This is a genomic window from Streptomyces liangshanensis, assembly GCF_011694815.1.
Lineage (GTDB): Bacteria > Actinomycetota > Actinomycetes > Streptomycetales > Streptomycetaceae > Streptomyces > Streptomyces liangshanensis.
The window spans coordinates 2,298,741-2,322,742 of sequence record NZ_CP050177.1; the positions used below are offsets into that span (position 1 = coordinate 2,298,741).

The following is a 24,002-nucleotide window of genomic DNA, read 5'->3' on the forward strand; positions in this document are numbered from 1 at the left end:
ACCGCCCGTCACACCCGCCCCACCCGTCACACGCGTCACCCCATGCACCGCCCGGCCCGCGCGGCCCGGCGGCCCGACCACCCCTCCCGGCCCGTCTCGATCCTCAAGACGGCCGTCCCGACCACTCCCCCTCGTACAGGAGAATTCAGCCCATGAGCAACCCCCAGCAGCTGCGCTACAGCAAGGAGCACGAGTGGCTGACGGCCGCCGAGGACGGTGTGTCGACAGTCGGCATCACGGAGTTCGCGGCGAACGCCCTCGGTGACGTCGTGTACGTCCAGCTTCCCGGCGTCGGTGACACGGTCACCGCCGGCGACACCTGCGGTGAGCTGGAGTCGACGAAGTCGGTCAGCGACCTGTACTCCCCGGTCACCGGTGAGGTCACGGAGATCAACCAGGACGCCGTGGACGACCCCTCGCTGGTGAACTCCGCCCCCTTCGCGGGTGGCTGGCTGTTCAAGGTGCGCGTCTCGGAGGAGCCGAAGGACCTGCTCACCGCGGACGAGTACGCGGAATTTTCCGGCAACTAGACACCCCAGGGACTGTGATGTCTTCGAAGTCGCTTCTGAACACCCCGCTCCACGAGCTCGACCCGGACGTCGCCGCCGCCGTCGACGCCGAACTCCACCGTCAGCAGTCCACGCTCGAAATGATCGCCTCGGAGAACTTCGCTCCGGTCGCCGTCATGGAGGCCCAGGGCTCCGTCCTGACCAACAAGTACGCCGAGGGCTACCCCGGGCGCCGCTACTACGGCGGCTGCGAGCACGTCGACGTGATCGAGCAGATCGCGATCGACCGCGTGAAGGAGCTCTTCGGGGCCGAGCACGCCAACGTACAGCCGCACTCCGGCGCCCAGGCGAACGCGGCCGCGATGTTCGCGCTGCTCTCCCCCGGCGACACGATCATGGGTCTCAACCTCGCCCACGGCGGGCACCTGACCCACGGCATGAAGATCAACTTCTCGGGCAAGCTCTACGACGTCGTCGCGTACCACGTCGACACCGAGACCGGTCAGGTCGACATGGCCGAGGTCGAGCGCCTCGCCAAGGAGTCCCGCCCGAAGCTGATCGTGGCGGGCTGGTCCGCGTACCCCCGCCAGCTGGACTTCGCGGCCTTCCGCCGGATCGCGGACGAGGTCGGCGCGTACCTGATGGTCGACATGGCGCACTTCGCCGGCCTGGTCGCCGCGGGCCTGCACCCGAACCCGGTGCCGCACGCCCACGTCGTCACGACCACCACGCACAAGACCCTCGGCGGCCCGCGCGGCGGAGTGATCCTCTCCACGCAGGAGCTGGCGAAGAAGATCAACTCCGCGGTCTTCCCCGGTCAGCAGGGCGGCCCGCTGGAGCACGTCATCGCGGGCAAGGCGGTCTCCTTCAAGGTGGCGGCCTCGGACGAGTTCAAGGAGCGCCAGCGGCGCACCCTGGACGGCGCCCGGATCCTCGCCGAGCGCCTCGTGCGGGCGGACGTCACCGAGCACGGTGTCTCCGTCCTGTCCGGCGGCACGGACGTGCACCTGGTCCTGGTCGACCTGCGGAACTCGGAGCTGGACGGCCAGCAGGCCGAGGACCGGCTCCACGGCATCGGCATCACGGTCAACCGCAACGCCGTCCCGAACGACCCGCGCCCCCCGATGGTCACCTCGGGCCTGCGGATCGGCACCCCGGCGCTCGCGACCCGCGGTTTCACCACCGAGGACTTCGCCGAGGTCGCGGAGATCATCGCCGCGGCGCTCAAGCCGGACTTCGACCGCGAGGCCCTGGCGGCGCGGGTCACCGCGCTCGCCGCGAAGCACCCGCTCTACCCCGGCCTGTAGGCACCGGGCCCCACCCGGGCCTCCGCCCCGCACCGGAACGTCATCGTCCGTACGGCTCTCCGTACCGCCCGCGTTCCCGGGGCACCGCGCACACTGGACCGTGAGCGCGGTGCCCCGGCACCCCGTACACCCGTGATCTCTGCACCACCCCGGCAGACAACGGCGTCTACCAACCAGCTAGGAGTCCCTCCCGTGGCCATCTCGGTCTTCGACCTCTTCTCGATCGGCATCGGCCCGTCCAGCTCCCACACGGTCGGCCCCATGCGCGCGGCGCGCATGTTCGCCCGCCGGCTCAAGAACGAGGGGCTCCTCGCCCACACCGCGAAGGTACGGGCGGAGCTGTACGGCTCGCTCGGCGCGACCGGGCACGGGCACGGCACCCCCAAGGCCGTCCTCCTCGGCCTGGAGGGCAACTCGCCGCGCACGGTCGACGTGGAGCGCGCGGACGCCGAGGCGGAACGTATCCGCACCGGCAAGCGCCTCAACCTGCTGGGCATGCACGAGATCGACTTCGACGCGGACGAGGACCTGGTCCTGCACCGCCGCGAGGTGCTGCCGTACCACGCGAACGGCATGACCGTCCTCGCGTACGACGCCGACGGCGGCCTGCTCCTGGAGAAGACGTACTACTCGGTGGGCGGCGGCTTCGTCGTGGACGACGACGCGATCGGCGAGGACCGCATCAAGCTGGACGACACGGTCCTCACCCACCCCTTCCGCACCGGCGACGAGCTGCTGCGGCTGGCCGGCGAGACGGGCCTGTCGATCTCCGCGCTGATGATGGAGAACGAGAAGGCCTGGCGCACGGAGGACGAGATCCGGGCCGGGCTGCTGGAGATCTGGCGGGCCATGCAGGCCTGCGTCTCGCGCGGCATGTCCCGCGAGGGCATCCTGCCCGGCGGCCTCAAGGTCCGCAGACGGGCCGCGAACACCGCGCGCCAGCTGCGCGCCGACGGTGACCCGCAGGCCCACGCGATGGAGTGGATCACGCTCTACGCGATGGCCGTGAACGAGGAGAACGCCGCCGGCGGCCGTGTGGTCACCGCCCCCACCAACGGCGCGGCGGGCATCATCCCGGCCGTCCTGCACTACTACATGAACTTCGCGGCCGGCGGCGCCACCGAGGCGGAGAAGGACGAGAGCGTCGTCCGCTTCCTCCTCGCGGCGGGCGCCATCGGCATGCTCTTCAAGGAGAACGCGTCCATCTCGGGTGCCGAGGTCGGCTGCCAGGGCGAGGTCGGCTCGGCCTGCTCGATGGCCGCGGGCGCGCTGGCCGAGGTCCTGGGCGGCAGCCCGGAACAGGTCGAGAACGCGGCCGAGATCGGCATGGAGCACAACCTCGGCCTGACCTGCGACCCGGTCGGCGGCCTGGTCCAGATCCCCTGCATCGAACGCAACGGCATGGCGGCGGTCAAGGCCGTCACGGCGGCGAAGATGGCCCTGCGCGGCGACGGCCGGCACCAGGTCTCCCTGGACAAGGTCATCAAGACGATGAAGGAGACGGGCGCCGACATGTCCGTCAAGTACAAGGAAACAGCCCGCGGCGGGCTCGCGGTGAACATCATCGAGTGCTGAGGCCGTGTGCGGAACTCCGGGGCATGGCCGCGAGCACGAACGGAATCCGAGAACGGCATGACGGGAATCGCGTACATCCCATGACTACCCACCTCCGCGTCGGCGTGCTCGGAGCCGCCGCCGTCGCGCCGAACGCGCTCGTCCGACCCGCACGGCAGACCCCGGGCGTCACGGTGACCGCTGTCGCGGCGCGGGATCAGGCCCGCGCCGAGAAGTTCGCCCGGAAGCACGGCATTCCTGTCGTCCATTCCGGTTACGAGGAACTGCTCGCCGATCCGGAAGTGGACGCGGTCTACGTGCCACTGCCCAACGGTCTCCACGCACAGTGGACCTTGAAGGCTCTCGAAGCCGGCAAACACGTCCTGTGCGAGAAGCCGTTCACCGCCAACCGCGCCGAGGCCGAACGCGTCGCTGACGCCGCCGACGCCGCGTTCGAGCGCGACGGCCTGGTCGTGATGGAAGCCTTTCACTACCGCCACCACCCCCTTGCCGCACGCATGCGGGAGATCGTGGAGAGCGGCGAGATAGGCGAGTTGCGTCACGTTGAGGCTCAAGTGTGCTTTCCTCTGCCGCTGTTCAGCGACATTCGCTACGACTACGCGCTGGCCGGTGGCGCGACCATGGACGCGGGATGCTACGCGGTCCACGTGGCGCGGCTGCTGGGCGGGGACACCCCCGCGGTGACCGACGCCCGGATGCTCACACTGCGCACGGACCCGCGCGTGGACCGCGCGATGACCGCCGGCCTTGCCTTCCCAGGTGGAGCCACCGGGCGGGTTCGTGCCTCCATGTGGTCACGTCGGGTTCTGTCGATCCGGGCGAGGGCGATCGGAACGGCGGGCGAACTGAACGTGATCAACTTCGTGATGCCCCAGGTCTATCACCGCCTCACCGTGCACGGACCAGGCGGCGAGGGCCGACGCTTCCTGCGCCGGGAGCGCGTCGCTCGGAATGTGTCGAGCTACGCGTGCCAACTCTCGGCGTTCACCGCGGCGATCGTGGACGGCGGACCGGTCATCACATCGCCGAGGGACGCTGTGGTGACGATGGGAGTTCTGGACGACATCTACCGCGCCGCGGGAGTGCCGCTACGCGGGGAGCCCACGGACGGTTGATGTCCCCCTCCCGGCACCGGAGGGATTCCACCCGGCAAGGGGCGCGGCTCGTCCAGGTCCGGTGACCCGACCCAGGCTGCGCGGGTCCGGCTTGCGGGATCGAGCCGCGTGGTCAGTCGCGCGGCTCGACCGCGCCGTAACGGACCGGGAGGGCGATCGGGCCGCGCATCATGCCGGCGGGGATCCAGTCGATCTCCTCGGGACCGACTGCCAGTTCCAGGTCGGGTACGCGTCGCAGCAGCACGTCCAGCGCGGTGGTCGCCTCCAGCCGTGCCAGCGGCGCCCCGAGGCAGTGGTGAATGCCGTGACCGAACGACATGTGACGGGCCGCCGGTCGTGACACGTCCAGCACTCCGGAGTCCTCGCCCTCACCCATGGGCGCGTCACGGCTGGCGGACGACAGCGCGACGACCACCACGCTCCCACGGGGGAGAATCCTGCCCCCCAACTCAAGATCCCGCGCGGCGTAGCGATGGGTCGCGGTCTCGACCGAGGTGTCGTAGCGCAGCAGCTCCTCCACCGCGCCCGGAAGCAGGCCCGGCGTGCCACGCAGTAGCCGCGCCTGTTCCGGATGGCGCAGCAGGGCGAGAACGGAGTTGCCCAGGAAGTTCACCGTGGTTTCGTGCCCGGCGACGATCAGTAGCAGACAGGTGCCGATGAGTTCGGCTTCGCTCAAATGCCCTTCCTCGTCGTCGTGAACCGTCACCAGCCCGGAGATGAGGTCGTCCTGGGGATGTGTCCGCTTGTCCGCGACGAGACGAGCCAACAGCCCGTGAAGCCCGGCCAGGGCCGAGCGGTTGTCGGCCGACAGGTTGAGGGCGTCGCTGGACCAGCGGCGGAACTCGTGGCGGTCCTCCTCCGGTACGCCCAGCAGCTCGGCGATGACGGTCACGGGGAGCGGGGCGGTGAAGGACTCGACGAGATCGGCGCTGTTGTCCGCGGCCAGGTGGTCGACGAGGTCGTCGGCGATGGTCCGGATACGCGGTCCCAGGTCCGCCGCTCGGCGTGGGGTGAAGGACGCGGAGACGAGCTTGCGCAGCCGGGTGTGCTCCTGCCCGTCGGCCTCCAGCATCTGGCCTCCGAGGCCCACCCCGGGCTGGTTGAGGACGTATCCGACAGACGCCAGTGCGTCGGCCGCCGGGGAAGGATCCTTCAGGAGTGCGGGGTGGGTCAGGGCCTGACGTGCCAGGTGGTAGTCGACCACGAGCCACCCGTCGAGACCCGACGACAATTTCGCGCGGTGTATCGGTCCGATCTCGCGCAGTTCGGCGTAGCGCCGGGGCGCGGCGGCCTTGAATGCCGCGTCGATGTGCACAACGGCGCCTTCGCCGGCTTCCGGCGGATCCATCGGCATCGTGGGGGTCATGCCTGATCATCTCCTACGTTTCGTACGACGCCGTGGGGGCGGCGATCAAAGGCCACCCTCGCACGGCCCCCGAGCCGAGGGGCCGTTGTGGTGGATCGCCGGCAGCCGACGCCCTCGGCCCGTGAGTTCGTTCGGACGTCGCTGACTCAGATGTCGCTGACGTCGACGAGGATCTTGCCGACCGTGCCGGATTCCGCCGCCGCGTGTGCCTCGGCGGTCCGGTCGAGTGGGAAGTGGTGCAGGGGTAGGCCGGCTTCCTCGCCGGCGCGGAATGCTCCGGCGGTCGCGGCGGCCGTGATGTCCTCTGCCGCGGCGCGCAGGTGAGCGGGGTCCAGAGCGGGGATGACCACCCATTCGACGCGGGCGTTGGCCCAGAGCAGCGCCGTGACGCCGACGCCCAGGTCGTCGCCGCCGTCGTTGGAGTAACTGGCGATGGTGCCGCGGGGCTTGACGAGCTTCAGGTCGGCGGCGAAGTTCGCGGCGGGGGCGACCTCGACCACGATGTCGACCCCGTCCGGGGCGAAGGCGCGGACGGGGTCGACGATGTCGCCGCGGGTGTAGTCGACGGTGTGGTGGGCGCCGGCCGCCGTGGCGAGTGCGGCCTTGGTGTCGCTGCTGACGGTGGCGACGACCTGGGCGCCCGCCCAGACGGCGAGCTGGATCGCGGCGTTGCCGACCGCTCCCGCGCCACCCTGGACGAGCACGGTCCGGCCGGTCAGCGAGCCGGGCGCCAGCCGGGACGGTCCGCCGTCGGAGCGGGTGAGAGCGCTGTGGGCGGTCACGGCGGGCACGCCGAGGGTGCCGAGGTCGAAGGAGAGACCGTCGGCGAGCGGGAAGACCCGGTAGGCGGGCAGCACGGTGTACTCCTGGGCGGTGCCCGTCGGCCGGCCGGCCGACGCGATCGTCGCCCAGACCCGGTCCCCGACGGCGAGGCCGTCGACGCCCTCGCCCAGCGCGTCGACGTAGCCGGCGCCGTCACTGTTCGGTACGACCTCGGGGAACGACATCGGCCCCATGACTCCCTCGCGGTTCTTCCAGTCGCTCGGGTTCACCCCCGACCGCACGATCCTGACCCGCACCTCACCCGGACCGGGCTCGCCCGGCTCGCGCTCGACGAGGCTGAGGACGTCGATGGAACCCTGCTCGGAGTAGACAACAGCGCGCATGGTGCTTTCCCTCTTGTTCGGAACGTAAGTGTCTTAACCCTCATGACCATTACATTGGAGCACGGCCGACCCGATCACGTAAAGGTCTTTACGAAATAGACCATGTCGCCGTACGCTGTCGGCATGGCTGGTGAAGAAGCGGCGGCGAAGGCGAGGGGACGGGTGCCCGACACCGCGCGATCGGTTGTCGAACTGCTCAACTCCCGCCCGTACGCTCCCCTCGCCCTTCCCGACCGGCTCGACGAAGGCGACACCGCCCGCCGGATTCTGGAGCCTTTCGGCCTGCCCGGCGGCGTCACCCCCTCCCCCGGGCAGCTCGACCTCGTGCGGACGGTCCGAGCGGACCTCATGGCCATCGTCACCGCGGTGGACGCCGAGAGCGCGGAACGCGGCTGGCAGGACCTCACCACACACAGCGCCGAGGTCACGCTCCGCCGGACGTTCTCCGTCAACGGGACACGGTTGACGCGAGTGAGCGGTGACCCCCTGGTCTGCGGCATCGCCACCACCGTGGCGGGACTCGTCGGCGACGGTTCGTGGTCGCGGATCCGGGTCTGCGGAAGCGACCGGTGCAGCGCCGTGTTCTACGACAACACGCGCAGCAGGACCCAGCGCTGGCACTCGTACGACTCGTGCGGGAACCGAGCCAACGTAGCGGCCCACCGCGCCCGGAGAAGTGCCCCGGGGGCCGCATCCGACGGCCGGTGACAAGCCCGGCGCCGACACGGGTCTCCCGGGGTGCGACGTTCCGCGGCGGTGCTCATGACGCGTTCCGGGTCGTCGAGGGCCGACTCCCCGCGGGGCCGGAGGGCGGGCCGGGGGTCAGGCCAGGCCGGCGGCGATGGCTCGGCGTACCGCGTCGGGGCGGTCGCGGATGTCGGCCTTGGCGAAGAGGTTGTTGATGTGGGTCTTGACGGTCGCCTCGCTCACGAAGAGCTTCTCGGCGATCGCGCGGTTGGGCAGGCCCTGGCCGATCAGGGTGAGCACCTCGCGTTCGCGGGGGGTGAGGTCCGCGGGCAGGGGCTGTGCGGACGCCGTCGGCCTGGCGCGGACGGTGGCCAGCAGCCGGTCCTGGACCTCGCGGTCCAGGACGGACTGGCCCGCGGCGGCGGCACGGATCGCGCGGACGATGTCCTGGCGTCCGGCGTTCTTCGTCAGATAGCCGCGGGCGCCCGCGCCGAGGGCGGCCAGGATCGAGTCGTCGTCGGCGAACGTGGTGAGCACGACGACCGCGACCCCGGGGTGTTCGTCGCTCAGCCTGCGGGTGGTCTCGATCCCGTCGAGGACGGGCATGCGCAGGTCCATCAGCACGACGTCCACCGGACCGGCGGCGACCGCGTCCAGGACGCCGTTGCCGTCCGCGGCCGCCGCGACGACGTCGATGTCCTCGGCCAGGCCCAGCACCGCGGCGAGCGGTTCGCGGACGGCGGCCTGGTCGTCGGCGACGACCACACGCAACGGCCGGGAGCTCTCGGCGGGTCCACTCGTCGTGGGGTCGCTTTTCACGGGGTCGCTCATCGCGGGATCACTGCCTCCACTTGCCAGCCGCCTTCGTCCGGCCCCTCGGTGACCGGTCCCGCGGTGAGGGTGCCGCCCAGCAGGGCGACGCGTTCGCGCATGCCGATCAGCCCCATTCCGCTGCCCACCCCGGGGTTCACCGTACGGGTGGCGGGCCGGTTGCGGATCGTCAGCACCGTCGAGGAGGCCGCGAAGGCCAGCTCCACCCGTACCGCACCGCCCGGAGCGTGCCGCGCGGCGTTGGTCAGGGACTCCTGGGCGATCCGCAGCAGGTTCTGGGTCGCCCGGGCCGGTACCTCCTCGGGGGTGCCCGAGACGGTCAGGGTGTCGCGGTGGCCGGACGACTCGAGCATCGCGGTGAGGGTCTCCACCAGCGGCAGCGAGTCCTCGCGGAGCGCGTGCACGGTCCACTGCGCCTGCTTCAGGCTCTCCTTGACGAGGCTGTGGGCCTTGTCGTTCGCCGCCCTGACCTTCTCCAGGTCGCCGGTGTCGAGCAGCGCGTCGGCCAGTTCCAGCTGCATGTTGATCCCGGCCAGCGTGTGCGCCAGGACGTCGTGCACGTCCCGGGCGATCCGGCCGCGTTCGGTGAGCACGGCGGCCTGGGCCTCGGCCCGGGCGGCGCGCTCCGCGCTCTCGGCCGCCGACAGCGCGGCGTTCACGGCCTGGTGCTGGGCGCGGTTGAGCATCCCGATCACGACGGGCACGCCGGCGGTGAGACCGACGGCCCAGGGCAGCAGGTGGTGACCGGGTCCGATCTGGAAGTACAGGACGCCGCCGCAGAGCAGGCCGCAGATCAGCGCCAGGGTGACGGCCTGTCTGGGCGGCAGCCGGTAGCCGATGTGACCGGAGAGGAAGAAGGCGAAGAGGTAACCCGTTCCGCTGCGGCTCGCGCCGATCAGCGCGGCGGCGGCGAGGACGCCCAGCGAGAGCCAGAGGAGGACGGCGGGCGGCGGGATCCTGCCCGGGGGCAGGCCCCGGGCGAGCAGCGCCGCGCAGTTCAGTACGAAGAGGGCCGCGACCAGCAGCCCCTGTCCGCTGACGCCCATCGGCCGGATCGTCAGGGCCCCACAGACGATGACCGCCAGGGTCAGGCCCCACTGCACCCGGGGGTCCCGCCCCGGGATCGGCCGGGGCTCGGCCGACGGGGGCGGGACCTGTCCGGAAGAGGGGGCCTTCTCGGCGGGGGGCACGGCCAGACGATAGCTCACGGCCGGACCGCGACACGATTCGCGGCGGGGGCGGCCTTGCCCGCGGTCACCATGCGGCTGCGGACGAAGATCGTGGCCACCCGGGTGACGACCTCGGTGACCGCCATCAGGACGAAGGCCGCCACCCACGCCTGGTCGCTGGTGATGTCGTGGGCGACGCTGAACCGGGCGACGTGGTCGGCGCCGCCGCCGTACTGCGTCCACAGCTGGAAGCCCATCCGGGCGCCCATGCCGAGCACCCACAGGATCGCGGAGACCGCGCCCGCCTTGATCAGCAGGTGCTCGCCCACGGTCCTGAGGCGGGTGTAGACGCCGCCGGCGATGCCGAGTGCGGCGCCCACGGCCACGAGCGTTCCGATCAGTATCAGGTCGTTGCCGCCGGTGGGGACGGAGTCCAGGTACGAGTAGGCGACGTAGGCCACGATCCCCAGCGGGATCAGGAAGGTCTTGCGGTCCAGCTTGTCCTCGCGCAGTTGCCGGAAGACGACGAGGAGGAGGGCGATGTCGGTGATCCACTCGGTTGTTGTCATGCCCCTAAGCCTGCTGTCACAGGGCCCGCGACACCTGGACCCACGGGTGGATACCCGGGTGGACACCGGAGTGGATACCGGGGTGGAGAAGCACACCGGCCGGACGGGACGACCTGTTGAGTTGATCACCACCTGACTATGGTTGGCGTCAGTCAGATGTCTGGCTACGTTGCGTTCGGTACCGATCGAGAGGGCCTACACGTGCTCAGCAGTTACGACGCGGGACGACGGCGGTTGTTACGGGCGTTCGGCCTGACCGCGGTGGCGGGGCCGGCGGCGATGAGGGCGGCCGATCCCGTCCTGGGGGCCTCGTTCGGCTACGACGAGCAGATCGGCGTGCATTCCGCCGCGTACGAGGCGCCGGCGGGGCTCGCGGCGGACAGCGAGGCCAAGGCGACCGCCCTCGCGTGGATCGGTGTGCACAGCGCCGACATCCAGCAGCTCAGCGACGAGATATGGACGCACGCGGAGCTTTCGCTCCAGGAGTGGAACTCGTCGCTGGCCGTCGCGGACTTCCTCCAGCGGAACGGCTTCTCGGTGCGATGGGGCGCGGGAGGGTTCCCCGCCGCGTTCGTGGCCACGTACGGCTCCGGCGGCCCGGTGATCGGTTTCAACGCCGAGTACGACGCCCTGCCGGGCCTCTCGCAGAAGGCCGGCGAGGGGTCCCACTCCCCGCTCGTCTACCGGTACGACGCCTACGGGCCCACCTACGGTCCGGGACACGGGGACGGCCACAACAACCTCGGCGCGGGCTCCGCGGCCGCGGCGGTCGCGGTGAGCAAGGCGATCGCGGCCCAGGGCCTCAGGGCGACGGTGCGGGTCTTCGGAACCACGGGTGAGGAACAGCTCGTGGGCAAGGCCTACATGGTCAAGGACGGGGTGTACGACGGGCTCGACGCCTTCATGGACTGGCACCCGTTCCCCTTCACCACGGCGTTCTGGAACACGACCAGCGCCCTCGCCTCGGCGACCTTCACCTTCCTGGGGGCTTCCGGGCACGGGGCGAACCCGCTCGGGAACAAGAGCGGACTCGACGGCGCCACCATGATGGCGACGATGTCGGAGTTCCTGAGGGAGAAGAACGTCGCGCCGTCGGGGCGGTTCCACTACGCCATCGTCAACGGCGGCGGCGCTCCCAACGTGACACCCGACATGTGCTCGATCTGGTACTTCATCAGGGAGGGCAGCCCCGCCCGGGTGCAGACCCTCTACGACAAGATCGTGGAGTGCGCCAAGGGCGCCGCCGCGGCCAGCCAGACCACGCTGGTGCACAAGTTCCACTCCGGGACCTGGAACGCGCTCGGCAACAAGGCCGGGGCGGAGCTGATGAACGACAACATGCAGAAGATCGGGCCGCCGGCCTTCACCGACGCGGACCACGCGCTGGCCAGGCGGTTGCAGAAGTCGCTCGGCAAGCCGGAGGCCGGGATGCCGACCACGATCATCCCGCTCACCCCGCCCCCTCCCGGGTACGGCGGCGGCCCTTCCACGGACACGGCGGACGTCAGCTGGCACACCCCGGCCCTCAGCGCCCTCGTGGCCACCATCCCCATCGGCCTGCCCAACCACAACTGGGCCGTGACGGCCACGGCGGCCCACCACATCGGCCACCAGGGCACGCTGTCGGCCGCGCGCTACCTGGCGGCCTCGGCGATCGACCTCATCACCCAGCCCGACACGCTCGCCGCGATCCAGGACGAGTTCACGCAGCGGACCGCCGGGGTCGAGTGGAAGAGCATGATCCCCGACGGCACCCAGCCGCCGCTGTACGAACCCCCCGCGGACTTCCTCGCGCGCACCGGCCAGCACTGGCCGCCGCCCGGAGTCGTCTGGCCCGTGCCCGAAGTGGTGGCGCGCGAGCAGCTCGGCACCACAGGGCCCGCCCTGCCGCCGGTCACCTGAGCGCGGGCACCGAGGACACGAGCGGCGGGCGGGCCCGGCCCGGTCTCACGACCGGGTGGCCCGTCCGCACGTCGTCCCGTCCGTCCGGCCCAGGTGCGCGTCGATCGAGGTGCTGCGGTCGTACGGGTCGACCGCGGGGCCCTCACCGGTGGCGGCGCGTTCCGCGGTGAACTCGGGAACGTACGAGCCGGTGTAGGCGTCGCAGCCGCCGTTCGCGGTGTCGACCTTGTACGAGACGAGGGAGAACGTGCCCGGGTCGACGCGTACCTTCGCCGGGTCGTCCCAGCTCATCACCACCTCGCGGCGCACGATCGTACGGGCCACCTCGTCGTCGCCGGCCCCGGCCCGTACCAGCGGATAGACGTAGGTGACATCGGTGCTCACCTCGACGGCGCCCCGCTCCCCCTCCCGGTAGGTGATACGGCCCCGGGTCTTGACCACGTCACCGGCCGGCCGCACCTTCGTGGCGTCGAAGCGGCTGAACAGCAGCAGGGGGTCGTCCTCGCGCGTCGGCGCGGTGAACGCGTTCGCCAAGTAGTCCCGCATGCCCTTCTGTTGCGAGTTGACCGAGGCGATCGCCTTCGCCGGGCGCTCCCCGCGCAGCACCGCGGGGTCCAGGTTCGCCGCGACCAGGAAGTCCCGGCTCCGCTCCAGCGCCCGCGCGACCTCCGCCGTACTCATCCAGCCCGTCGCCCGGGCCGCGGGCAGGGTCAGGCCGGTCGCCCCGTCGCTCCACCGCTGTGCGGGCGACCCCCTGAACGGATCGTCCAGGGTGGGGAGTCCGGCCGCCCGCTCCGTCGGCGGCGGCTGGTCCGGGCGGACCGTCTCGGCGGCGAGGGGCGCGGCCCCGGCGTCCCCGTTCCCCCACCACCCGGTCACCCGGCCGGGCAGCAGGGCCGCGGCCAGCACGGCCACCGCGACGAGGAGTCCGAACACGTACCAGCCCCTGCCCGCGCGGCGCCGGGCCGGTGTGTGGGTCCGCCATCCGGCCGGCGGCCCCGGCTGCTCCCTCAGGCGCCGGGTCACCATCCGGGCCCGCGCCGACGGCTCCTTGGGCGCCCCCGGTGTCCCCGCCGCGGCCTCGCGCAGGAACCGCTCCCACTCCTCGTCCGGTATGGACCCCTCACCCACGATGTGCTCCCCGTTCCTTCCCACGCCCCAGGTCCCTCCCCGGGGTCGGCCGGTCACGCGAGATCATCACACGGGGCACTGACAGCGGTACGACTCCGCACCCCGGCCGGGAATCCCTACTACTCCGCCGACCGGGGACGTAGAATTCGTCTCGTGACGTCCGTCAAAGCGCAGAACTGCATCGTCTTCGGGCCGTTGGAGGGCGAGATCATGGACGTGCTCTGGGGCACGCCCGCGCCGTTGACGGTCCGGGAGGTGCTCGGGCGGCTCAACCACGCCCGCGAGACGCCCCTCGCGTACACGACGGTGATGACGGTGATGAACCGGCTGTCGGACAAAAGCGCGGCCGTGCGGGTCAAGGCCGGCCGCTGCTACAGCTATTCGGCCGCCGTGTCGGACGAGGCGGCGATGGCCGTGCGCGAGGTCATCCGCGACTTCGGGGTGGACGCCGTGGCGCACTTCGTCACCGAGGCGCAGAACTCCCCCGATCTCCTGGACCGCCTGCGGCGGTTGATGGCGGAAGGCCCGGGTTCCTGACGTCCCGTCCCCGGCCGGGCGGCGTCGAATCTGTCAGAACTCTTTCGATCGACCCCTGTGGGGGTCCCACTCCAACTACTATTCCCGCGTAGTAGTTGCGTGGCGTCCGTCCGCGCGCGATGAGTCATCGACAGCTGTGGAGGAAGTCCCATGAGTTCGCTACCCGTTGACACCGGAGGAGCCGGCCCTCAGGTCAACCGAGGTCTGGTGATGGCTGTCCTGGGCGGCTGCTTCCTCGTCGTGATGATGGACAACACCATCCTCAACGTCGCGCTCCAGACGCTCCAGACCGATCTGGGGGCGTCCAACGCGGAACTCCAGTGGGCACTCGACTCGTACATCCTCTTCTACGCGGCGCTGATGTTCTCCGCCGGCATCCTGGCCGACGCCTTCGGCCGCCGCCGCGTCCTGCTGATCGGCCTGGTCGTCTTCGCGGTGGCGTCGGGCTTCGCCGCCTGGTCCAGCACGCCGGAACAGCTCATCCTCTGGCGGGCCGTCATGGGGATCGGCGGCGCGGTCGTGCCGCCCGCGACGCTCGCGGTCATCAACGACATCTTCCCGCGCGAGGAGCGCGGCAAGGCGATCGGCATCTGGTCCGCGCTCGGCGGGCTGTCCATCGCGCTGGGCCCGATCATCGGCGGCTTCCTCCTCAACCACTTCTGGTGGGGTTCCGTCTTCCTGATCAACGTGCCCGTCGTGGTGGGCTGCGCGGTGCTGCTCCTGTTGATCCTCCCCGAGTCCCGGGCGGCCTCGAAGCCTCAACTCGACCTTCCTGGCGTCCTGTTGTCGATCGTCGGCATCGGCGCGCTGATCTACGGCGTGATCCGCGGCGGCGACACCAACCACTGGACGAGCCCCGAGGTCCTCGGCTCCATCATCGGCGGCGTGGTGCTGCTCGCCCTGTTCATCCGCTTCGAGTCCCGCGCCGCGCTGCCCGCGCTCGACGTCAAGCTCCTGCGCAACAAGGCCTTCGCGGCCGGGACCGCCTCGCTGGCCCTGTCCTTCTTCGCCCTCACCGGCGGCACGTTCCTGATGGTGTTCTACATCCAGGGCGTGCGCGGCTACAGCCCCCTGGAGCTGGGCCTCATCCTCCTCCCGGTCGCGGTCGGCACGGTGGTCTCGGCCACCCAGAGCAACGGCCTGGCCGCGAAGTTCGGCGCCAAGGCAACGGTGACCGCCGGACTGCTCCTGCTCGCGCTGGCCTTCACCTGGCAGGCGTGGGTCAAGGCCGACACCGCGCTGTGGCTGTTCGAGATCAACCTCGGGCTGTCCGGCCTGGGGCTCGGACTGGTGATGGGCACCTCGACGACGGTCACGATGGCGGTGGTCGCGCCGGAGAAGGCCGGCGTCGGCGCGGCGGTCAACAACACACTGCGCCAGGTCGGCGCCGCGCTCGGGGTGGCCGTCCTCGGCTCGGTGCTCTCGGTGCGCTACCGCGACGAGCTGGGCAGCGCGACCGACGTCCTGCCGGCTCCCGTACGGGACGCCGCGTCCGAGTCGCTGGGCGGCACGCTCACCGTGGCCCAGCGGATCCAGGAGAGCGGTGCGGCCGGGTCGGCCCCGGTCAAGGAGGCGCTGCCCCAACTCCTGAGTGCTGCACAGGACTCGTACATGTCCGCGATGCACTTCTCCTTCGCGATCGCCGCGGGGGCGCTCGCCGTGGCCGCCGTGGTGGCCGCGGTCTGGCTGCCCGGCCGTACCGTCGCGGGAGCGGCCCGGACGGCGGACGGCCCCGCCGAGCCGGCCCGCGAGGAAGGCGCCCGGGCCACCTGAGCCGGGCACACCTGGGCCCGGGAAGACCTGGGCCCAGGCACCGTGGCCGGCCCGGACGACCGGCCCGTCGGGATCAGGCGTCGATCCGGTTCAGCAGATAACCGCGGCCGTGAATCGTTTCCAGCGAGAGCCCGACGGCCAGGAGTTTGCGCCTGAGCCGCATGATGTGCAGATCTAACGCGTTCCTGCTGGCCGAGCGATTCGCCGAGGAGAGCCTGGCCGCCAGTTCCTGACGGCCGGCCACCTTGGACAACCGCTCCACGAGGAAACGCACCACGACGGTCTCCGTGGCGGTCAAGGGGGTGAGGGTGCTGCCGAACCGCAGTATTCCGTCCTCGTCCACCAAAGGCTGCGGAAAGTGACCGACCTTGGCCCGCAGGGACGATATCCGTGCCTTCAGTTCCAGCGGGTCGACGGGCAGCCGGATCCAGTCCTCTCCCGCCCCCTTCAACTCGGGAACGGAGACACCGGGGGCGACCAGAAGAACACAGGGAATTCCCTCACGTCGCAGGCCGGCCAGCTTCGTCAGCTCGGTCGGCCAGCGGACAACCTGCACGTCCTGCATGGCACCTACTTTTCTGTATCTGTATTTCTCCGGAGCTCGTGAAAGGACAAGGCCCGCACATGAATACGTATGCGGGCCTTGCCTGTTCAGCATTGCGCAGGAAAGTCGCTCTGCTTATGCGGTCACCACATCGCCGGGTGACGCGGAGTCACCTCGGCCGTCGTGGCCTGGAGTTGGGCCGCGAGAGAGACCAGGGTGGGCTCGTCCGCGTACCGGCCGCCGAGCATCACGCCGGTCGGGAGCCCGTCCGGGTTCCGGCTCAACGGGACGCTCACCGCGGGAAGTCCGGTGAGGTTGTAGACGGTGGTGTACGGCATGAAGGCGGTCATCCGGGCGAATTCGGCCGCCGGATCGGAGTCCTCCCGCAACTCGCCGGTGAGCGTGGGGGGTTCTGCGAGCGTCGGCGTGAGGATCACGTCGTAGGCGCCGAACAGAAGATCGGTGAGCATCTGTCCGACTCCGCGGAACGTACGAAGGGCTTGATCGTACTGCCGCGCGGTGACCGCGTTCGCAACGTCACGCAGATACGCGGTGAACGGCATCAACTCCCTTTCCTCGTACGGTTCCAGCTCGTAGCTCGCGGCCTCCACCGACCACACGTGGGTGAACGCCTCGACGATCCCGCCGTCGGCGGGCATCTCCACTTCCTCGACGGTATGGCCCAGTTCGGCCAGTGTCACGGCGGCGGCCCCGTACGCCGCGGCGCAATCCGGGTGGAGCACGGCGTCCGGCACCATGGGCGCGCGCAGGCCGGCGATCCGCAGCCGTCCGGGCTCCCGGCGGGCGTGGTCGAGCAGGGTCCCGCCGCCCGGATAGCCGGGAGCCGTGTACACGTCGCCCGGCATGCGTCCGGCCATCGCGTCGACGAGCGCCGCGGCGTCGGCGACCGTACGGGCCAGCGCCCCGTGGGTGGACAGGCCGGTGATGTCGGGCCGCGACGGGCCGTTGCTGATGCGGCCCCTGCTGGGCTTGATCCCGACGAGGCCGCAGGCGGAGGCCGGGATGCGGACGGATCCGCCGGCGTCGGTGCCGTGGGCCAGCGGGGCGAGGCCGGCGGCGACGGCCGCGGCGGACCCGCCGCTGGACCCGCCCGGGGACCGCTCCGGGTCCCACGGGTTGCGGGTCGGCGCGCCGAGCCCGTTCTCCGTGTAGCAGGGCAGGGCGAACTCGGGGAGGTTGGTCTTCCCGAGCAGGACCGTGCCGGCCTCGCGCAGCCGGGTGACGACGTGGTCGTCCAGGTCCCCGATCCGGTCGGTGAAGGCCCGGGAGCCCGAGGTGTACCGCACGTCGGCGACCTGGACGAGGTCCTTCACGGCCAGCGGGACGCCGTGCAGCGGGGACAGCCGTGTGCCGTCCCGCCTGGCGTCGGCCGTGTCCCGGTCGGCCGCGGACGCCTGTTCCCTGGCGAGGTCCGCGGTGACGGTGAGGTAAGCGCCGAGCGCCTTGTCCTCGCGGTCGATGCGGTCGAGATAGTGGTCCGTCAGCGCGACGGAGGACAGCTCGCCCCCGGCGATGGCGGCTCCCTGTTCGAGAGCGGTCAGATCATGGAGTTCGGCCATGGAGTAGTGCTCCGCGGTAGTGGGGGGTGGGTGGCACGTGAGCCCTGGTCAGGCCTGGGCGCCCCGGGAGAGCTTGAGGAGCTTCGGCGCCAGTGAGGCAAGTTCGCCGACCCAGCGCAGCCGTGTCGCCAACTGCCCCCAGTTGGAACGGATCTCCTGGTGGACGTCGATGTAGACCTCGGGCCGCACCTGCTCCCCGGCGAGGAGCTTCACCACCATGTGGGAGGTGATGGCGCCGAACGTCAGTGCCACATAGGTGACCTGGGGGAAGCTGTAGTCGGGACGGCCCAGGTTGTCCTTGACCTCGGTGAGCATCTCGACGGGGACGTACCGCAGCGGGATCGCCTTGAGGAGCAGCTGCCACGAGGTGAGTTCCTCGATGTCGGACTGGCTGATCGCTCCGTCGAACGGCTTGCGCACGGTCCGGTAGTCGTAGCACCGCACGTACTGCGCGCCCGCGATGTCCCAGCCCGTGACGAGCGGCAGCTTGCGTGCCACGGCGGTGCGGTGGAGCAGGTGCTTGGCCCGCCAGCCCGACATGGTGGTCACGTCGATGCCGTCGACGATGACCTGGCAGTCGGCCGTCAGCTGCTCGATGGTGTCCTCGCCGACGCCCTGGGTGAAGACGGCGGTCTTGGCATGGGGATTGATGCCGAGGATCCGCTCGGAGGCGACGAGGGCCTTGTTGCGGTCGGTGTCGGCCGCGGTGGCGCTCTGCCGGTTGAGGTTGTTCACCTCGTACTCGCCCGGGTCGGCCAGCAGGAAGTTCCGGGCGCCCAGGCGGACCAGGGGTTCCACGGCGGCGCCGCCGATCGACCCGCAGCCGGCGACCAGGACGGTCGACGTGCGCAGGGCGTCCTGCTCGGCCGCGCTGACCACGCCCCGGTTGCGGGTGGTCAGTTCGGCGTAGAACTCGTCGGGGCTCAGGCCGCCGACGGTGGCGGCCGGCGGGGTCGCGCCGGCCGTGTCCTCGGTGAGGTCATCCTCGGTGATCACTTGTGCCGCCCTTTCCGAGCTGCTCCGCGTGCTGTCGTGCCTGTCGCCGGGACGCCACCTTGCACGCGTTCATGCGGGTGACCATGTCCTTGAGCGAGACGAGGCCGGGCTGTTCGTCGAGGTGGCCCCGGATGAGGTCCATGTACGCCCCCAGGTCGGGGGGTACGGGGGCCACGAAGGGGACGGCCACGACGTCCTGGTGGTAGATCGGGGCCATGAGGTCGGACTCCGGGAGGTTCGGGGTCGTCCCGCGCGGCACCTGGAGGTCGAAGCCGGTGAGCCTGAAGTGCCTCAGCGCCACGTGCTCCTTGGCGTCGCCGAACACCACCCGTACCTGGTCGCCGATGTCCACCATGGTCTGCCCGAGGCCGAGCAGCAGGTGCCAGGGCACGCGCTCCGCGGTCCCGCCGGGGGCCATGTGGAGGTCCCGTACGAAGCGCTTGATCTCGAAGACCTGGTGGGTCCCGAGTCCCGGCGCGGCGAACTGCCCGAGCAGGTCGATGCGGTGGGCGGTCTCGGTCGAGAACCGGTAGCGCCTCGGGTGGTCCAGCGGCAGGGGCACCTGGTCGGCCGTGCAGGCGAGGCTGATGTAGCCGCGGATCCGGCCGGTCCTGGTGCACAGGCTGATGGTGTGGATGTTCTGCACGCCCGGCGGGTGGGTGACCGTCTCGCGGAAGACCGCCCGCTGGTAGACGAGCCGCGAGGAGATCCAGCCGAGGCGCAGGTACTGGACGAGGCGGAAGCCCATGATCCCGTTGAGGTAGCGCAGCGGGAGCTGGTCGTCCGTGACGGTGAGGGTGATCAGGTGGTCCCGCTCGTCGTGCCGGTAGTAGAGCGGGGCGCCCTTGAGGTGCTGCGGGAGGTCGCGGAAGTCCATCGTGGAGTGCAGGTGGACGATGTCCCTGACGAACCGGTTCTGCGGGTCCTTCAGGAGTTCCGGGGCCTCCCAGGCGGGGCCGGTGGCCGACCCCTCGTGTCTGGTTCCGGCGTCTGCTGTCGCGGCTAGGGTCATGCGCGTTCCTCGTCGTAGAGACTCTCGGTGATCGCGAGCGCCAGCACCTCGGGCGTGCCCTCGTAGATCCGGGCGCCGTAGGCGTCGCGCAGGCGCTTCTCCAGCCCGAAGGACTTGAGGTAGCCGCGGGCTCCGGCCAGGGACATGGCCAGGTCGGCGACGTCGATGGCGACACGGTCGGCGAAGTACTTCGCGACGGCCGGCTCGTACTGCGGGGCGGGCAGTTCGTTGTCCACCTTGTGGGCGGCGCGCAGGTAGAGCAGCCGGGCGGCGTCGACCTTGGAGGTCATCTCGGCGAGCTTGGCGGCGGTGAACTGGTGCTCGCGCAGCGGGCGTCCGCCCTGGACGCGGGTGTCGCACCAGTCGATCGCCAGGGCGAGCGCGCCCCGGGCCACGCCGGTGGAGATGCCGGCGACGGAGGCGCGCGCCATGTTGCTCTGCGCGATGTTGATCGCCATGCCGTCGCCCTCGTCGCCGATCATGTTCTCGGCCGGAATACGGACGTTCTCGAAGGTCAGCTCGCTGCCGAGGCACAGGCGGTAGCCCAGCTTGTCGGCGACGGGGCCGCGCACCACGCCGGGCAGGTCGAGCGGCACCATGAAGGAGGTCAGGCCGGTCGCGCCGGGGAATCCCTCCATGTTGGCGAAGACCGAGGCGAAGTTGGCGACCTGGGCGTTCGTGATGAACCGCTTGCGGCCGTTGAGGACGTAGTGGTCGCCGTCCCGGCGGGCGGTCATGACGTCACGGGCGTGGACAGCGTTGTCAGGAATGATGAGGTCGCAGCCGGCCTCCTCCTCGGTGACCGCGTTGCAGGCCAGGACGGGGGCGTCGCCCGAGAACAGCGGCAGGAAGCGGGCCTGCAGCCGGGGGTCGCCGGAGAGCAGGACGGGGGCCTGGCCGAGCATGGCGGCGCCGAATATGAGGGCGGTGCCGGCACAGACCGTGGCGACCTCCTCCAGGGCGACGGCCGCGCCGAGCATGCCGAAGCCGAGCCCGCCGTAGTCCCGCGGGATGGCGACGCGCGTCAGGCCGATGGAGTGACCCTGCGTGACCATGTCCCAGTCGAAATCGTCCGCGGGGGCCGCGTCGAGGTCCTGGACACGGGGTGCCACCACGTCCTGGGCGAACTCACGGACGCGCAGCCGGAATTTCTCCAGCTCGCCGGGGAGCACGTCGAAGTTGAGTTCCAGCGTGTTGTCGTACGCATCGGACATTGAAAAGCCTCCAAAGCTGCCGTACTGAAGTGCGGTGTGCGGGTTGTGCCGGAGCGGCGGAATGCGTGACCGTTACGAGTCAGACCGGCAGGCCGGCCTTGGCCGCGATTTCCGGGTACTCGTCGAATGCGGGACGCAGGATGGGAACGAGCTCCAGGACCCGGGAGACCTTTCCCCGAATTCGCACCTTCCCGGTGGCTATGGCGGTGGGCATCATCAGCTTGCCGAGCCAGAGCGAGTGGGCCGTGTCACTCGACATCTTGATCTTGATGGTCGCGTCCTCGGGAGCGTCCTGGCCCACCACCAACTTGTCGGCGGAAACATGGATGTTGCAGTCCGGTCCGGTCTGGGTCAGACGAATGCTCAGGTCGTGCGCGCGCAGCTGGGACGTGAATGCCTCGTCCTCCAGCAGAATGCCGAAAAGGCGGCCGAATACTTCTTCCGCCGCCGCCGATGATTCGAAAACTGCCATGTCGAATTCCCTTTCCTGTGGCGGCCCTCCTGCCCGGGCCGCTCGACCTCCGGCAACGCTACTAGAGGCTTCCACGGACGACGAACACGACAGAAAGAAGGCCAAAGGAAATCCAACAGAAGGTTGAAAGATTTGGCCGGGGCGGCTGGTCGGAGAACTTATCCCACGATTCATCTGCTAGCACTCCGCACGTCGCCCAGACCAAATGGACAAAGGACACACGCCGAATTAATGAGAAAGTAACATCCGCTGCGGAGCGCCGGTTGGACTCTCTATCGGAGATCCCCTCCACCGCGCCGGGCCGATTTGTTTCCCCCTCTTTTACCTTCCCTTTGGTGCGGCATGGGGTGCCACCGTCGTCCACCGCGCCCGGCCGGACGGCGTGGCATTCGGCCCCCGCGCCGTGCCGTCGGTGACACTGACCGGGTGCGCGACCATGCGATTTGCCCGCCGGGGGCCGTCCGGGCCCGGTGCCACTCGTGACGTGGGGGCCGATTCGCCGTGCGCGGGCCCGGCTGACCGCCGAGATCCGTGACCTGGACGAGCCGTCCCCGGCCTACGGCGTCTGGGCGTGCGTCCTGTCGGTCGTCCTGTCGCTGGGGCTGCTCGTCACCGACGTGGTCGTGAGCAACGACATCCGGCTCGCCGGCCTGTCCGGGCTGGGACTGCTCGCCACCGCGATGCTCGGCACCCGCCGCCAGGCGCAGATCGCCGCGACGGCCGTCGCGGCCGTCAGCATCGCCGAGGCCGTCCGTACCCCGCTGGGCCGCCCCGTCCTTGAAGCGCTGTCCCTGATCACCACCGCGCTGTTCATCCTCGCCACCCTGCTGATCTCCCGGGTCCGCATCCAGCGGGAGCGGCTCCTCGCGGAGACCCGCGCGGTGGCCAACGCCGTGCAGAACACCCTCCTGCAACCGTTCCCGCTGACCGCCGGAGCGCTCACGGCGGACGGGTTCTACCTCGCGGCCCAGCAGGGTGCCCGGGTCGGCGGCGACATCTACGAGGTGGTGGACTCGCCGTACGGGGTACGGATCCTCATCGGCGACGTCCAGGGCCACGGGCTCGCCGCGCTGGGGGCCGCGCACGCCGTCCTCACCGCGTACCGGGAGGCCGCCTTCCACCAGCCGGACGTCGTGCGGCTGACGGAACAGATGGAGGCGGCCCTGCTGCGCTACAACGCGGCCGCCTCGGTCGACGGCGCCGACATGGAGCGCTTCGTCACCGCCACGGTCATCCAGGCGCGGCCCGACGGCCGGACCACGACCGTGGTGTGCGGGCACGTGCCCCACTACGTCGTGACGGGCGGCCGGGTGTCGGAGGTCGCGATGAACGAGCCGGGTCTCCCGCTGGGCCTCGGCCCCCTGGTCGGCGTGCCGCGCACCCCGCTCGGCTCGACCATGTCGCCGGACTGCGTGCTCGTGCTGTGCACGGACGGGGTGACGGAGGCGCGCGACCGCCAGGGGGTGTTCTTCCCGCTGCCCGAGACACTCCAAGAGCTCGCCGGACTACCGCCCGACGCGCTGCTGGAGCGCCTGCGCACGGCTCTCCTCCAGCACTCCGAGGGGGAGCTGCTCGCCGACGACGCGGCGGTGCTCGTGGTGACCGCGGCCCCCGTGGGCGCCCCGCCGGAGTGATCCCCCGGTCCCCCGGTCCCGGGATCAGCGGACGCGGGCGATCCCCGAGTACAGGAGGTCCGTGCCCGTGGCGTCGCGTGGCGCCGGCGTGTCCTTGTACCAGTGGGTGACCAGGCCGGGCTCCACGAGGTCCAGCCCCTCGAAGAACCGCTCGACCTCCGCGCGGGTGCGGGGGCGCAGGTTGATGCCGCTGGACCGGTACTCGGAGATCCGGTTCTGCTCCGGGGTGAGGAAGTCCCCGGTCAGGTGGGAGAGCACCAGGCAGCTGCCGGGCGCCAGGGCCTCGACGAGCGTGCGGGTGATGCCGTACGGGTCGTCCTCGTCGGGCACGAAGTGCATGAGCGCGATCAGCGACAGCGCCACCGGCCGCCGGAAGTCGAGCAGGGTACGGGCGTGGTCGAGGATCTCGTCGGGGCGCCGCACGTCGGCCTCGATGTAGTCGGTCAGCCCCTCGGGGGTGCTGATGAGCAGCGCCTCCGCGTGCCGCAGCACGATGGGGTCGTTGTCCGTGTAGACGATCCGGGCCCGGGGGTTCACCTCCTGGACGATCTGGTGGAGGTTCGGCTCGGTCGGGATGCCCGTACCGATGTCGAGGAACTGGTCGACGCCGCTGCGGGCCACCCAGCCGACCGCCCGGTGCATGAACGCGCGGTTCTGCCGGGCGCCTTCGCGCGCCTCGGGGGTCAACTGCCCGGCCAGCGCCTGGTCCACGGCGTAGTTGTCCTTGCCGCCGAGCAGGTAGTCGTAGATCCGGGCCGGGTGCGGCTTGCTCGTGTCGACCTGGGACTTCGGTGTGCCGGGCGTCATGGCGGGCTCCAAGGGGTGTCGGACCGGGGTACGGGGCCGGGGCCCGTGCCGACCGGTCCCCCACCGCGGGCCACCACCCGCCCCGGGGCATCCTGCCACACCAACG

General features: G+C 70.7%; 22 protein-coding genes. 9 read left to right on the forward strand and 13 right to left on the reverse strand.

The window, feature by feature from the left end; translation table 11 throughout:
• The first annotated feature begins 152 nt into the window (after nucleotides 1-152).
• From gcvH to HA039_RS09690, 4 genes are all read left to right on the forward strand, one after another.
• Nucleotides 153-530 carry a glycine cleavage system protein GcvH gene (gene gcvH, locus HA039_RS09675; protein WP_167026740.1) on the forward strand — a complete coding sequence of 126 codons (378 nt, stop codon included), beginning with the start codon at nucleotides 153-155 and terminating at the stop codon, nucleotides 528-530.
• Between the two features lie 17 nt (nucleotides 531-547).
• Nucleotides 548-1,816 (forward strand): serine hydroxymethyltransferase, encoded by a 1,269-nt coding sequence (gene glyA, locus HA039_RS09680; RefSeq protein WP_167026743.1) that lies wholly within the window; start codon nucleotides 548-550, stop codon nucleotides 1,814-1,816.
• A gap of 192 nt (nucleotides 1,817-2,008) precedes the next feature.
• Nucleotides 2,009-3,391, forward strand: a complete 1,383-nt coding sequence (locus HA039_RS09685) for an L-serine ammonia-lyase (RefSeq protein WP_167026746.1) — start codon at nucleotides 2,009-2,011, stop codon at nucleotides 3,389-3,391.
• A gap of 80 nt (nucleotides 3,392-3,471) precedes the next feature.
• Nucleotides 3,472-4,506, forward strand: a complete 1,035-nt coding sequence (locus tag HA039_RS09690; RefSeq protein WP_167026749.1) for a Gfo/Idh/MocA family protein — start codon at nucleotides 3,472-3,474, stop codon at nucleotides 4,504-4,506.
• Between the two features lie 112 nt (nucleotides 4,507-4,618).
• Here the strand turns inward: HA039_RS09690 and HA039_RS09695 are convergent, their stop codons facing one another.
• Both HA039_RS09695 and HA039_RS09700 read right to left on the reverse strand, forming a co-directional pair.
• The gene (locus HA039_RS09695) at nucleotides 4,619-5,872 is read right to left on the reverse strand and encodes a cytochrome P450 family protein (RefSeq protein ID WP_243869302.1); all 1,254 of its coding nucleotides are present in this window, start codon (nucleotides 5,870-5,872) and stop codon (nucleotides 4,619-4,621) included.
• A 146-nt stretch (nucleotides 5,873-6,018) separates the two neighbouring features.
• Nucleotides 6,019-7,038, reverse strand: a complete 1,020-nt coding sequence (locus tag HA039_RS09700) for an NADPH:quinone reductase (RefSeq protein WP_167026752.1) — start codon at nucleotides 7,036-7,038, stop codon at nucleotides 6,019-6,021.
• Nucleotides 7,039-7,161: 123 nt separating this feature from the next.
• Here HA039_RS09700 and HA039_RS09705 point away from each other — a divergent pair, with 123 nt between their 5' ends.
• Nucleotides 7,162-7,746, forward strand: coding sequence for a CGNR zinc finger domain-containing protein (locus HA039_RS09705; protein ID WP_167026755.1), 585 nt, complete (start codon nucleotides 7,162-7,164; stop codon nucleotides 7,744-7,746).
• A gap of 114 nt (nucleotides 7,747-7,860) precedes the next feature.
• Here the strand turns inward: HA039_RS09705 and HA039_RS09710 are convergent, their stop codons facing one another.
• The 3 genes from HA039_RS09710 to HA039_RS09720 form a co-directional block, all read right to left on the reverse strand.
• Nucleotides 7,861-8,490 carry a response regulator gene (locus HA039_RS09710; RefSeq protein ID WP_243870042.1) on the reverse strand — a complete coding sequence of 210 codons (630 nt, stop codon included), beginning with the start codon at nucleotides 8,488-8,490 and terminating at the stop codon, nucleotides 7,861-7,863.
• A gap of 62 nt (nucleotides 8,491-8,552) precedes the next feature.
• Entirely contained in the window at nucleotides 8,553-9,659 is a 1,107-nt protein-coding gene (locus HA039_RS09715; RefSeq protein WP_167036491.1) for a histidine kinase, read from the reverse strand.
• Between the two features lie 101 nt (nucleotides 9,660-9,760).
• On the reverse strand, nucleotides 9,761-10,294 hold the full coding sequence (locus tag HA039_RS09720) for a hypothetical protein (protein WP_167026761.1): 534 nt from the start codon (nucleotides 10,292-10,294) through the stop codon (nucleotides 9,761-9,763).
• Between the two features lie 201 nt (nucleotides 10,295-10,495).
• Here HA039_RS09720 and HA039_RS09725 point away from each other — a divergent pair, with 201 nt between their 5' ends.
• Nucleotides 10,496-12,196 (forward strand): amidohydrolase, encoded by a 1,701-nt coding sequence (locus HA039_RS09725; protein WP_243869304.1) that lies wholly within the window; start codon nucleotides 10,496-10,498, stop codon nucleotides 12,194-12,196.
• A 45-nt stretch (nucleotides 12,197-12,241) separates the two neighbouring features.
• On the opposite strand, the gene HA039_RS09730 is transcribed toward HA039_RS09725, so the two are convergent.
• Entirely contained in the window at nucleotides 12,242-13,351 is a 1,110-nt protein-coding gene (locus HA039_RS09730) for a hypothetical protein (protein WP_243869306.1), read from the reverse strand.
• A 129-nt stretch (nucleotides 13,352-13,480) separates the two neighbouring features.
• On the opposite strand from HA039_RS09730, the gene HA039_RS09735 reads away from it, so the two are divergent.
• Together HA039_RS09735 and HA039_RS09740 are read left to right on the forward strand one after the other, a co-directional pair.
• Nucleotides 13,481-13,864: a BlaI/MecI/CopY family transcriptional regulator gene (locus tag HA039_RS09735; RefSeq protein ID WP_243869308.1), complete on the forward strand. Its 384-nt coding sequence runs from the start codon at nucleotides 13,481-13,483 to the stop codon at nucleotides 13,862-13,864.
• A gap of 210 nt (nucleotides 13,865-14,074) precedes the next feature.
• Complete coding sequence (locus HA039_RS09740) at nucleotides 14,075-15,637, forward strand: MFS transporter (protein WP_167026767.1); 1,563 nt, start codon at nucleotides 14,075-14,077, stop codon at nucleotides 15,635-15,637.
• 73 nt (nucleotides 15,638-15,710) lie between these two features.
• On the opposite strand, the gene HA039_RS09745 is transcribed toward HA039_RS09740, so the two are convergent.
• The 6 genes from HA039_RS09745 to HA039_RS09770 all read right to left on the reverse strand — a co-directional run bounded on the left by HA039_RS09745 (nucleotide 15,711) and on the right by HA039_RS09770 (nucleotide 21,455).
• The gene (locus HA039_RS09745; protein ID WP_167026770.1) at nucleotides 15,711-16,202 is read right to left on the reverse strand and encodes a winged helix-turn-helix domain-containing protein; all 492 of its coding nucleotides are present in this window, start codon (nucleotides 16,200-16,202) and stop codon (nucleotides 15,711-15,713) included.
• Between the two features lie 122 nt (nucleotides 16,203-16,324).
• Entirely contained in the window at nucleotides 16,325-17,761 is a 1,437-nt protein-coding gene (locus tag HA039_RS09750) for an amidase (RefSeq protein WP_167026773.1), read from the reverse strand.
• A 48-nt stretch (nucleotides 17,762-17,809) separates the two neighbouring features.
• A complete protein-coding gene (locus tag HA039_RS09755; protein WP_243869310.1) occupies nucleotides 17,810-18,757 on the reverse strand; it encodes a ThiF family adenylyltransferase in 948 nt (315 codons plus the stop codon).
• Nucleotides 18,741-19,769 carry a hypothetical protein gene (locus tag HA039_RS09760; RefSeq protein ID WP_167026776.1) on the reverse strand — a complete coding sequence of 343 codons (1,029 nt, stop codon included), beginning with the start codon at nucleotides 19,767-19,769 and terminating at the stop codon, nucleotides 18,741-18,743. Before HA039_RS09760 ends, HA039_RS09755 begins: the two co-directional genes overlap by 17 nt.
• The gene (locus HA039_RS09765; protein ID WP_167026779.1) at nucleotides 19,766-20,983 is read right to left on the reverse strand and encodes an acyl-CoA dehydrogenase family protein; all 1,218 of its coding nucleotides are present in this window, start codon (nucleotides 20,981-20,983) and stop codon (nucleotides 19,766-19,768) included. Before HA039_RS09765 ends, HA039_RS09760 begins: the two co-directional genes overlap by 4 nt.
• 79 nt (nucleotides 20,984-21,062) lie before the next feature.
• Nucleotides 21,063-21,455: an SCP2 sterol-binding domain-containing protein gene (locus HA039_RS09770; protein WP_167026782.1), complete on the reverse strand. Its 393-nt coding sequence runs from the start codon at nucleotides 21,453-21,455 to the stop codon at nucleotides 21,063-21,065.
• A gap of 479 nt (nucleotides 21,456-21,934) precedes the next feature.
• Between HA039_RS09770 and HA039_RS09775 the strand changes: the two genes are divergently transcribed.
• On the forward strand, nucleotides 21,935-23,089 hold the full coding sequence (locus tag HA039_RS09775) for a PP2C family protein-serine/threonine phosphatase (protein ID WP_167026785.1): 1,155 nt from the start codon (nucleotides 21,935-21,937) through the stop codon (nucleotides 23,087-23,089).
• A gap of 24 nt (nucleotides 23,090-23,113) precedes the next feature.
• On the opposite strand, the gene HA039_RS09780 is transcribed toward HA039_RS09775, so the two are convergent.
• On the reverse strand, nucleotides 23,114-23,896 hold the full coding sequence (locus HA039_RS09780) for an SAM-dependent methyltransferase (protein WP_167026788.1): 783 nt from the start codon (nucleotides 23,894-23,896) through the stop codon (nucleotides 23,114-23,116).
• Nucleotides 23,897-24,002 lie beyond the last annotated feature (106 nt).